Annotated in this window: 10 protein-coding genes and 3 pseudogenes; 7 read left to right on the forward strand and 6 right to left on the reverse strand. The window is 68.6% G+C overall.

Going from position 1 to position 12,982, the window contains the following annotated elements:
- Positions 1–42: 42 nt before the first annotated feature.
- On the reverse strand, positions 43–696 hold the full coding sequence (locus JWS14_RS39115) for a chymotrypsin family serine protease (protein ID WP_206015583.1): 654 nt from the start codon (positions 694–696) through the stop codon (positions 43–45).
- Positions 697–1,068: 372 nt separating this feature from the next.
- On the opposite strand from JWS14_RS39115, the pseudogene JWS14_RS39120 reads away from it, so the two are divergent.
- The 3 genes and pseudogenes from JWS14_RS39120 to JWS14_RS39130 all read left to right on the forward strand — a co-directional run.
- A pseudogene (locus tag JWS14_RS39120) lies at positions 1,069–1,359 on the forward strand (DDE-type integrase/transposase/recombinase); the annotation flags it as partial.
- Positions 1,360–1,668: 309 nt separating this feature from the next.
- Positions 1,669–2,166 carry an NAD(P)H-binding protein gene (locus tag JWS14_RS50435; RefSeq protein WP_241031594.1) on the forward strand — a complete coding sequence of 166 codons (498 nt, stop codon included), beginning with the start codon at positions 1,669–1,671 and terminating at the stop codon, positions 2,164–2,166.
- 566 nt (positions 2,167–2,732) lie between these two features.
- Positions 2,733–3,227, forward strand: coding sequence for an SRPBCC family protein (locus tag JWS14_RS39130; protein WP_206015584.1), 495 nt, complete (start codon positions 2,733–2,735; stop codon positions 3,225–3,227).
- A 764-nt stretch (positions 3,228–3,991) separates the two neighbouring features.
- Here JWS14_RS39130 and JWS14_RS39135 read toward each other — a convergent pair.
- Positions 3,992–4,291 carry a hypothetical protein gene (locus JWS14_RS39135; RefSeq protein ID WP_206015585.1) on the reverse strand — a complete coding sequence of 100 codons (300 nt, stop codon included), beginning with the start codon at positions 4,289–4,291 and terminating at the stop codon, positions 3,992–3,994.
- A gap of 566 nt (positions 4,292–4,857) precedes the next feature.
- Here JWS14_RS39135 and JWS14_RS39140 point away from each other — a divergent pair.
- Positions 4,858–7,212: a helicase-associated domain-containing protein gene (locus JWS14_RS39140; protein ID WP_206015586.1), complete on the forward strand. Its 2,355-nt coding sequence runs from the start codon at positions 4,858–4,860 to the stop codon at positions 7,210–7,212.
- Positions 7,213–7,672: 460 nt separating this feature from the next.
- A complete protein-coding gene (locus JWS14_RS39145) occupies positions 7,673–7,864 on the forward strand; it encodes a hypothetical protein (RefSeq protein WP_206015587.1) in 192 nt (63 codons plus the stop codon).
- A 256-nt stretch (positions 7,865–8,120) separates the two neighbouring features.
- Here JWS14_RS39145 and JWS14_RS39150 read toward each other — a convergent pair.
- The 3 genes and pseudogenes from JWS14_RS39150 to JWS14_RS39160 all read right to left on the reverse strand — a co-directional run.
- Positions 8,121–8,534, reverse strand: a pseudogene (locus JWS14_RS39150) (pyridoxamine 5'-phosphate oxidase family protein); the annotation flags it as partial.
- Positions 8,531–9,418 carry an Rv1733c family protein gene (locus tag JWS14_RS52250; protein WP_476748562.1) on the reverse strand — a complete coding sequence of 296 codons (888 nt, stop codon included), beginning with the start codon at positions 9,416–9,418 and terminating at the stop codon, positions 8,531–8,533. The pseudogene JWS14_RS39150 and the gene JWS14_RS52250, both read right to left, overlap by 4 nt.
- 399 nt (positions 9,419–9,817) lie before the next feature.
- Positions 9,818–11,299: a WS/DGAT/MGAT family O-acyltransferase gene (locus tag JWS14_RS39160; RefSeq protein ID WP_206015590.1), complete on the reverse strand. Its 1,482-nt coding sequence runs from the start codon at positions 11,297–11,299 to the stop codon at positions 9,818–9,820.
- A 355-nt stretch (positions 11,300–11,654) separates the two neighbouring features.
- Between JWS14_RS39160 and JWS14_RS39165 the strand changes: the two genes are divergently transcribed.
- Together JWS14_RS39165 and JWS14_RS39170 are read left to right on the forward strand one after the other, a co-directional pair.
- Complete coding sequence (locus JWS14_RS39165) at positions 11,655–11,909, forward strand: hypothetical protein (protein WP_206015591.1); 255 nt, start codon at positions 11,655–11,657, stop codon at positions 11,907–11,909.
- Positions 11,906–12,112, forward strand: a complete 207-nt coding sequence (locus tag JWS14_RS39170; protein WP_206015592.1) for a hypothetical protein — start codon at positions 11,906–11,908, stop codon at positions 12,110–12,112. Before JWS14_RS39165 ends, JWS14_RS39170 begins: the two co-directional genes overlap by 4 nt.
- A 349-nt stretch (positions 12,113–12,461) precedes the next feature.
- Here JWS14_RS39170 and JWS14_RS39175 read toward each other — a convergent pair.
- A pseudogene (locus tag JWS14_RS39175) lies at positions 12,462–12,907 on the reverse strand (acyltransferase family protein); the annotation flags it as partial.
- Between the last annotated feature and the right edge of the window lie 75 nt (positions 12,908–12,982).

A 12,982-nucleotide genomic window follows, 5' to 3' on the forward strand; every position in this document is an offset into this window, starting at 1 on the left:
GGCCTTCTGAGCTGCCGAGATCACTCATCAACGGATTCAGGCTCAAATGGGCCGGTAGCCGGCGCCGTACCCGCCCGTGGCGTTCATGTCGGCGACGATCGAACTGATGTTGGTGCCGACCTCCGGGCCCACGCACGACGCGACGAGGTAGGCGTTGACCATCGCCACCAGCGTGGTGCCGACGACCACCGGTGCGCCCGAATCACCTTCGACGACGCACGCCTGCGTCCAGGTCTCCCCGGTACCGAGCAGGTCCCCGTACACGATGCCGCAGGTGTTGCCGGTTGTGCGGCCCTCCTTGCACGCCACCTGCGGGAACCCGGCCGGTGCACCGATCCCCGTGATGGTGACGCTGCCGACCCGGTTCACGGGAGTCACCTTCCCGGGATCGAACTGGATCACCGCGTAGTCGAGAGCCGGATTCGACACCACGAAACGGCCGACCACACCACTGTCCTGCGAGGTCTCCGCCACCACGGACGCACCGACGGCACCGCAGTGCCCCGCCGTCAACCCGACCAGCCGGCCCGAATTGTCGTGACCGATCGTCGTGAGCGAGCAAACCAATTCGTCGTTGACGATAATCCCCGTCCCACCGCCCATCACCACCGGCGGCGCCGCCGTCGCGACACCCACCGCCACGGTCCCCAGAAGGCCGATCGTCGCCGCGACCACCGCCGCGAATCGTGTCAACATTGCTCGAGCCCTCCCGGTACGACCCCGACGGTCGCATCTGCCTCGACCAGGATCGACCCATACACCTGGCCGGTCTCGGAGATCGATTCCCGCGCACCGCGGGTGCTCCACATCCATCACCGACCACCGTTCCCGGGCTGGGCCCGATTCGCATTCGCTTGTGTGGGTGCATGTTCCGGAAGCTCGGGATGGATACCGGATCGACGACCCGCCCGCCACCCACCGAAGCAACCCACGGGCTCGCCGGCACACAGGGGGTCGGGGTCGACCGGAACACACCCTGTAAGTGTCCTCCGATCAGCATCGATCCCACCAGACCGGCGCGGACGGTGACGATGGAACCCGTACGGCACTGGGATATGTAGGAGGGGCCTGGACGAGGTTTTCCTGACGATCAACGGGGCACGCCGGTACTTGTGGAGGGCCGTCGACCCGCATGGGGCCGTCCTCGATATCCTGGTGCAGGCTCGCAGGGACGGTAGGGCTGCGACTCGGTTCTTCCGGAAACTGTTGAAGAAGCAAGGGTGTCGGCCGCGGGTACCAGTCACCGACAAACTCGGCTCCTACCAGGTCGAGCACCGGAACATGATGTCGTCGGTGGAGCATCGGCAGTCGAAATGTTCGAACAATCCGGCGGAGAACTCCCATCAATCTGGTCGGGAATGCTGCCACGATCTCAGCGCCTGCACACCGGTGTGCGAGAAACTGCAGAGGCGACTGCTTCGGTGGTCAACGCGTGTCGTCCGGTCGTAGCGTTGTAGGGGAGCGGGACTGGCCGGTGTGCACGCTCATCCCCACAACTGCGTCGGTTATCAGCGAGGCGGGACGGGGTTTGAGTGCGTCACGCAGATAACGGGAGTCAATCATGAATGAACGGCCACCGTATCTGTTGACCGGGGTGGGGGCGGCTACAGCAGTATCAGCTGGCTGGTCGCCGAGCTGCTTCTGGGTCGCGGCGCACCCGTGCGGGCGATGGTTCATCGCGACGACGGCCGTGTCGACGCCCTGCGGGAGTGGGGAGCGGACATCGTGGTGGGCGATCTGACTCGCCCTGCCGAGGTTGCTGCGGCGCTACGCGGCGTGACGCGGGTGTTCTTCAATATGAGTGTCTCCGCGGACTACCTGGAGGCCGCCGCGGTTGTCTGCGAGATCGCCGACGAGCGGGGCGATCTCGAGGTGGTGAACATGTCGCAGATGACGGTGTCGCAGATGACATCGACGAGCACCGAGGAGTCCCGGCACCAACGACTGCACTGGCTCGCCGAGCACCTCGTGAACTGGTCCGGTCTGCCCTGGCAAGCCAATACGTACCCGGGTAGATGTAGGCGGACTGCACCCCGTCGCCCTCGAGGTCGACAGCGGCCTTGCCGGAGACCCAGACGTTGCGGTGCCTGCACCTCGACGGCCGCCACCGGGTCCGCGAGCGACACCACTGCGCCCGCTGCCAGCCCGACGGCCACGTCCTGGTGATCAGCTGTAGCCGATGTGGCGACGGCCCCCTGGTCACCGGCACCGACGAGGCCAGCGTCGAACTGCCACAACCAATCCTTACCTGGCTCGAAGGCCACGGGTGGACGACAACCCAGAGCTCGTCTGCGGCAACCACAACAGGTGACGACCACTCGATACCGAATCCGGCGAACGCGGCGCCGCGGTCAACGGAAGCGAGAGATCTGTGTCTGGAGAATTGGGAAACTTCAAGTACTGTATTGCGCCAATAACATACCACAAGTATGTTTGATGTTGGCAAGTTCGCCGCACCGACGGAACGGTGTCGGGGCTGGCTCCGACCACGGGTGGGCCGACCATGTGCGAGCGCGGGGCGTGCCCAGCGACAGCTGGGACGCGGTTTCGGGCGGGCCCACACTGTGCGGCGAACTGGTCGCTGACGTTGGATGTGCCGATCCGGTAGACCACGCTCCTTGTGGTGCTGTGCCCGGACGAGGTGTTCAGGAGACGGCCGCACGATCGAACAGTCGATCCGCGGGTCGTTGTAAGCCCCGGTTTCGGTGCAACAACACCGAAAGGCGAACAAGATGATGCACACACAGCACAGCGCGGTCGCCACCGTGCCGATCGACGTCGCGTTCGACTTCATCGGCAACTACCGCAACGTCCCCACCTGGGTGTTCGGCATCTCGCGATTCGATCCCACGGGCACCCTCGACCACGGCCTCGGCGCCACCTTCGACGCCGCCATGCAGGTCGGCTTCAAAACCCTCCATTCGATCCTCACGATCACCGCCTGGGAAAGAAACCGACTGATCGCCCTCGACTCGATCGACGGCTTCAGGAACACCTCGATCTGGCGCTTCACCGCCACCGGGGTCGGCGAGACCCAACTGACCGTGGACTTCAGCTACCAACTCCCCAGCGGACTGACCGGAAAGGCCCTCGGTCGACTCCTCGAACCCTTCGCCGCCCAAGCCATCGGCTACACCGAATTGAACCTGCGGCGCCGGATCGAGGACTTCAATGCCGACATCCGTGCGACCCACCCCTGGGATCCGGGAAGCGCGGCGACCGGATGAACGCACCGCCGACGCACTTCAGCACACAACACCCCCGCGACCTTGATCAACTGCGGCCCCAGCATCCCGCCCGACACCTGTCCCCGCGCCGCGGCGGCGAGCCAGCCTCGACCGCCACGGGGGCGCTGAAGCGTACCCGGCGAATCGAGGCGGGTCCCCAGCGACTTCTCCACGCGTACCGCTGCGTCCCGCCCGCCGCGCAGGACTCCCGGGTCGCCGAAATCGCGCATCCGCGGCGACGTTGATCCTCCCCACGCACACCGCACGATCGGCGTGCGCCGCCGGCGGATGCTCTCGCTTCCCGGCGCTGGCGAACCGGCTCCAGCTCGGGTCCGCCCCCGCGACGACGCCGCATGCCTCACTCGATCCGGCGGATGATCGAATCGACCTCGCATCTCGAGGCAGTAAACCGGACACCCCGGCATCGGAGGGTCTCGAGTCACCGTCGCCTACAGCCGGGATCTGCACGTTCACCCAGCGTGACCGAGCAGGACTCTCGCCGTGGGGGCATGTCACCGTCGGCATCCGATCGTGGATCGACGTGCCACCGAACCTCATCGACACGCAGCGTGTCGAGGAAGGATAACGATCGTTTCCCGACACGTATCGTGACTGCGCGTGGAACTCCTGCGCCCTATGGCGGGTCGTATGCCGAATTCCGGCCGCTGCACAGATTCGGAACGGATGCGTAGCGCTCGCCGGGATCGACGGCGCGCTCCGGTGCGTGTGGTTCCCCGCGAACCGCCTCCCGGAGTGGCACTACGTCAGGAGAAGACTCCGTCCCCGATATCGCGGTGCACGAGTTCGAACCAGGCACTGGTGCCGCCGTGAATGTGCGGATCCGGGTAGCACAGGGCCAGACGTTGCCCGTCGAATACGGTGAACCATTCATGCCAGGAAATAGGCTCGAGTCCCGAGGTGCCGTGACCGGGGACGTCGATGCGCAGGACACCGGCGGTCGCCGTGTTCGCCATGCGCGCCGGTGCGCCGTGGTGCGCCTCGACCCAACGGCGGATCTCGTCATGATCTGTGGTGATGTGCCGGTGTGAAGTCTGCATGGTCATCGGATCGGTTCCTGGGGGTCGCGTCACCCGTGGCAGGGTGTTGTCGGGGTGGATTCCTTCCCGGCTTACCCACCACAGCAGCAAGCGAATCGACCGCCAGCTCGCGGGGCGAAACTGGACGGGCCATTCCAGGAAATCCGGTTCGCCCCTGGTGGGGAGCGTCGACGCCCGGGCGCGCTGGTGCTGCTCCCGGCGATCATTCGAGGCCACCTCCACAGTGTCCGACTGACGGGTGGTCACCGGACAACCGAGGAGGCACCCGAACGTCCGTTATGAGCGGGGTCCGATATGTCCGCAGGTGGTCAGAGGTCCCACTGCCCCAGCCGTGCGGCCCGGAGGGTGGGGAGCGGGCGTAGCGATCGGTCCGCAGCCGTGGCCGGCGCCCGAGGTCGGCGAGTACCTTCTCGGCGTCGGCCGGGGGGAGTAGGGGCAGGTCGGTGCGGATGCGGAGCAAGTACAGCACCGCTCCGCCCGACCGCGGGTTCCGCATGGGATCGGCGACCATCCCTCGACGCCGCCGCCCGGCAACCCGCCGACGAACGGCGGCAGCCACTAGTCTCGGGCCGGTGCCCGTTCATGACGTCGACGCGTTGCTCGCCCATTTGAGGTCACTCGACGAGAATCGACTTGCCACGGTCCTGCGTCGGCGCCCGGACGCCTTGTCGTTGCCGTGGCCCGCGGACGTCGCCGATCTGGCCGAGCGACTGCACAGCCGGGAATCGATCGTGACCGCCTACATGCGCCTGCCGCAGCCGCACACCGAGGTGCTCGGCGCCCTCACCCTTGTCGAGCAGCTGGGGCTCCCGGTCACCGCCGCCGGTGTGTCGACGTGGCTGGGCAGCGACCCCGGGGTGGTCCAGGCGTTCCTCGACGACCTGCACGAGCGCGCCCTGACCCTGGTCACCGCCGACGGCGAGCTCACGACACCCGCCCAGTTCCCGGCGGTCGGCGCGGGGCTGGGCCGGCCCGTACGCGTGCTGCTCGCGGACACCACGCTGGAGAGGCTGCGCGCGCTGGCCGCGAAACTGAAGATCAGGGGCGACGGTTCCAAGAAAGTCGTGGTCGATCGCCTCGCCACCTATTTCTGCGACCCCGATGCGGTCCGCACCCTCGTCGACGCCGCGCCGCCCCGTGAGCGTGATCTGCTCCTCCAGTGCGCCGAGCAGGGGGCCGCGCTGGAATACTTCCCGACGTACTTCGGGTCCTACCCCGCGACCGCGCGGGAGCAGCCCGGGGACTGGGCTGTGGCGCGCGGGGTGCTGTGGCCGAGCCACGACGGCGCGGCCGACCTGCCGCTGGAGGTGGCGCTGGCGCTGCGCGGGGAGCGGTGGCGGCTCCCGTTCCATCCCGAACCGCCGCCTCTCGCGCACCACCCGGTGCCGACCGAGCACGTGGACGCCGAGGCCGCGGCGCGCCTGCTGCGCATGATCGAGCGGGTTACCGCGCTGGTGGATACGGCGACGACCGAGCCGATTCCACTCATCAAGTCCGGCGCGGTGGGACTGCGGACGCTGCGCACGTTCGCGAAGAACTGGGCCGTCGAGGTGGAGGAGGTGCGGCTCGCCGTGGAGCTGGCCCTGGCCACCGCGGTGCTCGCGCCGGCACCGCCACCGGAGTCCCCGAGGAGCCGTGGGCGCAAGCGGCCGCCGCCGCAACCCTCGCCCGGCCTGATCCCCGGTCCCGCGGTGTCGGCGTGGCGATCCGCCGACGCCGCGACGCGGGGACGCGCCCTCCTCGACACCTGGTGGCAGTCGGACCGGTCGGTGCTGATGGATTCGACGGTGGCCGCCGAGCTGGGCGAGAGCGCCGTGTACCGGCACCTGCGTCACGAACTGGTCGACGTGTATGCCACCTTGGGGCCCGGGCGGGGAGTGTCGGACATCGCGGAACTGGCCGGTCTGCTGGGCTGGCGGGCCCCGCTGATCGGGGAGGACATCGTCGGGGACGTTCTCACCGCGGCCGTCCGCGAGGCCGAGCTGCTCGGTCTACTGGCGCTGGGCGCCGCTACCGCGCTGTGCCGGGCCCTGCACACCGGCACCCTCGCGGCCGCGACCGCGGAGCTGACCTCCGGCGCCCACACGTCCGCGGTGATCGGTGCCGATCTCACCGCGGTGGTCCTCGGCCCGCCGGCCATCGACCTGTCGCGATTCCTGGACGGTGTCGCCGCCCGGGAGTCCCGCGGGGCGGCCACGACCTGGCGGTTCACGCCGGACAGCATCCGGGCCGCGTTCGATCGGGGAACAACCGCTTCGGACCTGATCGGTGAGCTGACGTCCATCGCACCCGCGGGCCTACCCCAGGCGTTGGAGTACCTGATCGGCGATGTGGCCCGCACCCATGGGCAGGTGGGCGTGGTGGAGCTCGGCTGCGCCGTCGTCGCCGACGACCCGACGCTGCTGCGCGAGCTGGTGGGCAACCGGAAACTCGGCAAGCTGGGACTGGCCACGCTGGCCCCGACGGTGCTGGCCTCGCGTAGCGACGCCGGCACGATGCTGTCCGCGCTGCGCGCGGCCGGCTACGCGCCCGTTGTCCGCGAGGTCGACGGCAGCGTGCTGATCTCGGCGCCGCCGACCACCGAGTCCGCCGCCGGCGGCCGCGAGCTCGACGCTATCGGGATCGCGGCCGCCGATCCCGACCGACATGCCCGCCACCTCGCCGCCACGGCGGACCGCGCACCGCTCGACCCCGCCGGACGGTTTCCCTCCTTCGCCGCGCTGCGCGGCTGTGGGGAGGCCGAGGCGATCTGGGAGCTGGTGGCGGGCCGGCCCGCGCACATCACCCATGAGGGGCGCACGCAACTGGTCCACAGTGCGAAGTTGCGGGGGGACACTCTGACCGCGTGGAGTGCCACGACCGAACGGTACGAGGACTTTCCGGTGGCGCAGATCTCGATTTCCGGACCACCCGGGGCCGGGCTCTGAGATCACGCGTTCGGGAAACAGCGAGGCAGCGCGATCCGACTGCTCGGCGGCACGCGGATGCGGTGAGGTGAACGCCGCACGGCCGACAAGCCGACAAATCCTCCGCGTCCACCATCGGAGAAGACGCTGCTCACGGCGTCCTTGAGGGCACTGGTAGCGGTGGCATCAGCGAGCGGGTACACGGCGCCTCGATAGCTCGCCTCGTCACTCACGATTTTTCTTCCGTTGTTGTGGCGGTAGTAGACCAAACTTCGTCAGCCAGAATTCGACGATTCGCCTCCTCGTTACGCCGGCGACTCCGCTCGCTATTCGTGGCAGCAATGAGCCGAACCCCAGTCTCATCCGCAGCTGGTGCCCAGCCGAAGCTGAGCGATGCCTCACGCACGATGGCCCGCATGTCGTCGCGGATGAGGGAACTCGGCTCCGCCCGCTCGCCCGCGTTCACGCCACTATCAGGAGAATGCTCGTGCCCAGGCTCATCTTCAACGGCGTCACCTATGACGTCAGCCAAACCCGATTCGGGGCCACCCGGGACGTGCTCCGGAAGCTCGTCGAGGGACAGTCCATGGGCGTGGCCATGTCCCTCACCCACGACGGTTCCTGGCACCACCTCTTCATCACCCCCGGGGTACCGGTCACCCTCATCGAGTGAGGTCGGCAGAACTGCCAGGCTCGCTCGGTCAGCGCCTCGTCGGCGTCGTTCGGCTCGGGGCCGCCGATGTCGACACCGCGACGGCTGTACTCGTAGAGGATCATGTGGACACTGCCTCGGTGCGTCGTGACTGAACCCACCGGTCGAGATCGTCAGCGGGGCCCCACGGGTTCGGCGCGCCCGACCGGACCCGCCCATAGGCGGGTTCTCGCCCGTCGGTACATGCGGCGGATCGCCTTCTCATAGAAGTCAATCCGTCACCGTGGCGGCGTGTCAGTGTGACGTATCGGCCGGTCCCGTATTCCATGTCGATGACGAGGTGGCAGTCGCCGGGATTGATCGACCACGGGACAGCGCGCCGACCGTGAAATCGGGCCGCGGCGTCCGCGAAGGACACGTGGGTGGCGTGGCCCATGGCAATGACACTCCATCCGATGCGGGTGATCGGATCGATGCCCTCCGCTTCGAATGCGAGAAACTCCCCGTCGAAGCGTTCGAACCACTCGGCATCGGTGGGGATGACGACTTCGCCGCCGACGGCGGCGAAAGTCACGGGACGCAACGCCGGGACCGCGTTCTCGGTGAAGACCATTCGCCGCACCGGAACCGACCGCAGCAGGCGTATGCATTCGGCCACGGGGAGCACCGCGTCCGGGGCGGTCGTGGTCATGACGGTCTCCTCCGCTCGAAGGGTCCGACCACTACAACAATCAACTCACCCCCGGGTGTGGCAACAGGCGACAAGGTCACCCCGACGCGCCAGTCCCCGAGTCCCGACTGGGGCCGGGTGCGCCGGGGGTTCCGCGGTCGGCGAGGGGCGTCTGGTCTTCGCCGACGAGGGTGACGTCGAACCCGCCCCATCAGACGGAGCACTGCGACGTCGTGCTGTGCCGCCGCGGGCCTCGGCTCTCGCGCTGACACGATGACCACCCACGCCGGTGATCGTCCACTCACTGTCGGCGGGGGGAGCGTCCTTCGCGGGGCAGTGATGGTGGTTGCTGGGGTCGGGTGCGCCCGGGCCGCCGGCAGGACGGGATCAGCGGACCCGGTGCGGGGGTCGTCGCAGTGGTAGGTCGAATTGATTCCATTCGCGGGCCCAGTGCCGCATGCGGTTTCGGTCGAGGATCGCGTGTGCGAGTGCCGTGGGAGTAGGAGTGCGCCGGCTGCGAGTGCCCATGCCCCGCACGCGGTGGTCGCGGCCACGATTGTGTTCTCCCGGTTGCTGGGGATGGGACCGGTGAGGTTGCCGTCGGCGCCGACGCTGATGGTGATCGCCTGGCCGGCCTTCGCCGGCGCGTCGGTGGGTACAGCCGCGGTGCGCTGCCCGTCGGGTGTCGACCAGCGGACTCGGGCACTGTCCCGGTTGCCGGTGGCGCGCGGCGAGTATTCGGTGGTCTCGGGTGCCGGGTGGGTGTCCTCGAGAAGGACTGCCGGTATTTGGTGGACGCCGGCGCGCATTGCCTGGGTTTGGTGCTGCAGCCGGGTATGGGTCGCGGTGCCGAATGCGGCGGCGAACGGGATCAGCAGCAGTACCAGCACCGCGGTGAGCAGCACAAGTGTGGCCTCCTAGCGGTCGCTTCGGCGCATCAGGCGGTTGCGGCTCCAGGGGCCGAGTCGCCACCACCGGATCGGTGTGGGCGCCGGTGCCGGTTCGTCGGGGCGCATCACCCACCTCCCGCAGGATTCCGCTTCGTCTCCCTCGATTGTGCGGCGGAATCGGAGGCGGTGCATTCCCGCGCGCTGTTCTTCGGAGGACCTCAGACAAGAGGGGTGGACCGGGTGGCGGTGATCGCCGCAGTGGTCAGCGTGAGAGCTGGGGGAGGCGTTCGCGGAGCCGTTGACCGTGGTTCGGTGGGTGGTGATGACGGTGGGACGCAGGTTCGGCGAGGGACAGGACCCCGGCGTCGACGTGGTGCGGTGTGCCGGACCCGGCCTCGTGCGGCGTGTGTTGTGTCAGAGGCCGACGGCGGTGTCGAGGAGGTCGAGTTCGCTGTCGAGGGAATCGAGCATGGGATTCAGGTCGGGCAGGGCGCGGCGGCAGCCGGTGAGCGTGACGACGATCTGGTCGTCGCTGCTGATGCAGGTGATGTTCAACGCCTGCCCGGTGGTGGGGATGGACACCGGGTACAGGGCGTCGAGGCGGGCGCCGTTCCAGAACAACGGCGTTCGCGGCCCGGCGAGGTTGGAGATGACCAGGTTGAACGGGGGACGCCACGGGCCGCGGCGTCCGATCAGCATCTCCACTCCCAGCGGTGCCGCACCGAGCGCGGACATGGCCAGTGCCTGTGCCGGGCTCATCGCCCGCAGCGCCGCCTTGCCCTCGTGCATGCAGGTGCGGACGGTGTCGAGCCGGGAGGCCGGTTCGGGGAGGTGGGTGGCCAGGTTGCACATCAGCACCCCCACCCGGTTGCCCCCGGGTCCGGAGTCCGGTGTGGTGTCGGTGTCGGTGGGGCGCAGCGAGACCGGGACCATCGCGATCAGCGGCTGGTCGGGGAGGGCGCCGCGGGCGGACAGGTAGGCGCGCAGGGTTCCGGAGCACAGAGTCAGGACGATGTCGTTGACGGTGGCCTGGGCGTGCTTGGCCAGCAGCCGGATCCGCTCGAGCGGGAAGGTGCGGGCGGCGACGTGGCGGGCGCCGCCGATCGGCACGTTCAGCAGGGTGTGTGGGGCGGTCAGTGACATCGCCCCGCCGCGGCCGTGGGCGGCGCGGTCCAGGGTGCCGATCGCCGCGGGGACCAGTCCGGCGACCTCGCCGGCCACGGTGCGGCCGGCGCGGAACGCTGTTCCGGTCAGACCGGCCGCCGTCGACAGACCACCCGCCGCCGTCGACAGACCACCGGCCGCCGTCGGTGGACCACCGGGCGTGGCCGAGGGCCGCCTCCCCTGGTGCGAATGGACCGGGGTGAGTCGGGGTATCGGTTGCCAGGGGGCGGGCATGTGCCGGCGGTGCGGGTCCTCGCTCAGCGTCTGCTGCAGCAGACGCATCGCCGACGTGCCGTCGGCGAGGGCGTGGTGGATCTTGGTGTAGACGGCGTAGCGGCCGCCGGTGAGGCCCTCGATCAGGTGTATCTCCCACAGCGGGCGGCTGCGGTCGAGCAGGGTGGCGTGCAGCCGGGAGACGAGGGTCATCAGCTGGTCCATTCCGCCCGGGGTGGGCAGGGCGTCGCGGCGTACGTGATGTTCCAGATCCACGTGCTGCTCCGGCAGGGTGTCCCAACCCCATTGGCAGAGTGAGGTGAGTGAGCGGCGGGCCCGTCTGCGCAGCAGCGGCGCCACCCGGTGGTCGGTGAGGGCGGTCTCGAACAGTGCCCGCATGTCCGCCGCGGATGCCCCCTCGGGTGGGGTGAACAGGGCCAAGCCGCCGACGTGCATCGGATGGCCGGGGGATTCTCCCAGCAGGAACAGTGAATCGGTCGGCGCCATGGGCAGCAGCACTGCACATCCCCTTCTCTTTCCGGGGGGAGAGGACCGGCGGAGCGCGCCGGTCCCGCTCCTTCCGGGCCTGGTGTTTAGGAAAGGTAATGACGTTCTTTAAGTCACGTTGAGGTGTGGTTTATATAACAAACCGATATCTCTCGGTGGAGTTGTATCGCATTCCGGCGCCCGCGGCTACTGGACGCCTGTCCACCGCTCTTGTAGTCGCCTGCGGTGATGGGTCGGCGGACGCATTCCCGGGGAAACGCTCGCGCCAGGCCCCCGCATGCTTCACAATGGCCACCGAAAAGGCCCGAGTCGCAACACATGTCGAATCCATTCTCACTGCAGGGAAATTCGAGAGGTAGGAGACCCGATGCCCGTTTCGTCGCACACGTTGTTGCAGCATGTGCAGGACCGCACGACCGATCTGCGCCGATGGTTGGATACCGGTGGCAACGGTGCGGCCCTGAACGCGTATCTTCGCGACGAACCTGTCGACGACCGGTGGCTGATCACCTATCAGCGGCTCCGCCGCGACTTGCTACTGGCAGTCGGTCACGCCTGCCCGCCTTCGGCTCCGCGCGAGAGGCCGATGTCGACGGTGAGGCGCCGGCCCGGCGGCCGATGAACCAGGATCAGCGCCGGGCGCTGGAGCGGGTGCGCGACACCTGCGCCGTGCTGCACAGTTTCATGAACACCGACCCGGGTGATCCGCCCCGGGAACGGGTCCGATCCGCGACGTTCCGGCAGCTCGCCGACGACCTCCTCGACGCTGTCACCGCGGCGGAGACGGTGGGTGTCCCCGAACATCTCATCTTCGACAGCATGTGAGATAACCGGACCGACCCCCGGTCCGTGCTCGCCGCGGCGGCGGTATTCCCGCCGCCCTCATCGGCCCCGATGCGGTGTCCCTGTCCCCATCCGTCGCGGGTGCACCCCGCTTTCGCGGTGGCACGTGGCATCCCATTCGCAGTCGCCGGAACATGTTTGCGCACCGCACCGCTGATCGGGTCCGGTCATGCCGAATCCTCCTCAGAACGCCATGCGTGCGCGCTACCGCGCCTTGCGTCATGCTCCGCGGCGACCGGTTCGAGCTCGCGAAGCCGAGCGCCGTTGTGGGACACCGTCAAAACTCACACCACCGCAGGGTGATGCGGGTAGCAGTGGACATCCCTGTCGTCCAACGCCCGGCACACCGCGCGCTGGCGATCCCGTCGCTGAGGACCTGGCGGGCCTGGAGTGCGGGGTAACAGGATCGCGGCACCGATTGCGGTGGCCACCAGCACGACACACCCGGCGGGCAGCAGTCGGCGGGCCCGCGCACCATAGAAGCGGGTGAGCCGGCGGACGCCACATCCCGCCACAGCAGCCCGGTGATGAGAAACCCCGAGACGACGAAGAAGATGTCGACGCCGGCGAAGCCGCCGTCGATCCCGGGCACGCCGACGTGGAAGAGGACCACGGCCAGCACGCGACAACGCGCAGACCCTCGATGTCCGCGCGAAAGCCGGATTCAGGCGGCCGCGGCCGCACACCGCCGGAACCAGCGTCCCCGTCCCACGCCGCGCAGTCCAGGCGGCGGCGGCCAAATCGCCGCGGCCGCTCCGGAACAGCAACGATATTCACTCGACCACCAGCGATCTCCGCACGAAGCAGCCCCTCATTTTCCTGGGCCGCCAGAGCCACCGAACCGAACGAATC

It is taken from the genome of Rhodococcus koreensis (assembly GCF_017068375.1).
GTDB classification, from domain to species: domain Bacteria; phylum Actinomycetota; class Actinomycetes; order Mycobacteriales; family Mycobacteriaceae; genus Rhodococcus_F; species Rhodococcus_F koreensis.